This is a genomic window from Pseudomonas sp. CM27 (assembly GCF_013179515.1).
Lineage (GTDB): Bacteria > Pseudomonadota > Gammaproteobacteria > Pseudomonadales > Pseudomonadaceae > Aquipseudomonas.
The window spans coordinates 1-796 of the sequence record NZ_JABMCN010000477.1 but is presented as its reverse complement, the minus strand read 5'-3'; the positions used below and the strand labels follow the sequence as shown (position 1 = coordinate 796).

Below are 796 nucleotides of genomic sequence, written 5' to 3'. Positions count from 1 at the left end.
CATGGCGGCGGGCCTGGCCTGGGCGGTATCGAGTGTGCTGGCGCTACCCAATATCTCGCTGGTATTCCTGGCGGCGGTGTTGCTGGTCGCGGTACGCAGCAGCCTGGGGCCAGCGCTGGCCTGCGCGGCGCTGTCGTTCCTGACTTACGACTTCTTGTTCATCCCGCCCAATTTCTCGTTCAGCATCCAGCGCGAAGAAGACGTGCTGACCCTGGTGTTCTTCCTGTTGATGGCGGCGCTTACCGGCAACCTGGCCGCCCGCCAGCGCCGCCAGCTTCAGGCGCTGCGCGAGACCCAGGCGCAGACCAGCCAGTTGCTCGACCTGTCGCGCCGGCTGACGGTGGCCACCGACCGCCAGGCAGTGTTCAATGCCGCCGGCCAGCATCTGGGCGGCTGGCAAGACCTGCAGGTGTGCCTGCTGGAGCGCAACGTCGAAGGCCAGCTGACGGTAGCCAGCGGTGAGGCCCACGCCTTCAGCGACACCGAGCGCGCCGCCGCCGACTGGGCCTGGCAGCACGGTCAGGCGGCCGGCCACGGCAGCGACACCTTGCCCAATGGCCGCTGGTGGTGGTGCCCGCTGGCGGTGGACGAGCAACCCTTGGCATTGCTCGGTGTGCGCCCGCGTGCGGGGCAGCCGCTCAGCGACCCGCGTCGGCGCTTGCTGGTTGCGCTTGGCCAGCCGCTGGCCCAGGCGCTGGCGCGCGCGCGTCTGGCCGAACAGCTTGAGGCCGCGCGCCTGCACGGCGAAACCGAGCAGTTGCGCAGTGCCTTGCTGGCGTCCGTGTCCCATGACCTG

The 796-nt window shown here is 69.8% G+C and carries 1 protein-coding gene; it reads left to right on the top strand.

Translation table 11 applies throughout. From position 1 onward, the window contains the following. Positions 1 to 796: DUF4118 domain-containing protein (locus tag HP547_RS29060; RefSeq protein ID WP_172288955.1), on the top strand; the 796-nt coding region annotated here is incomplete at both ends.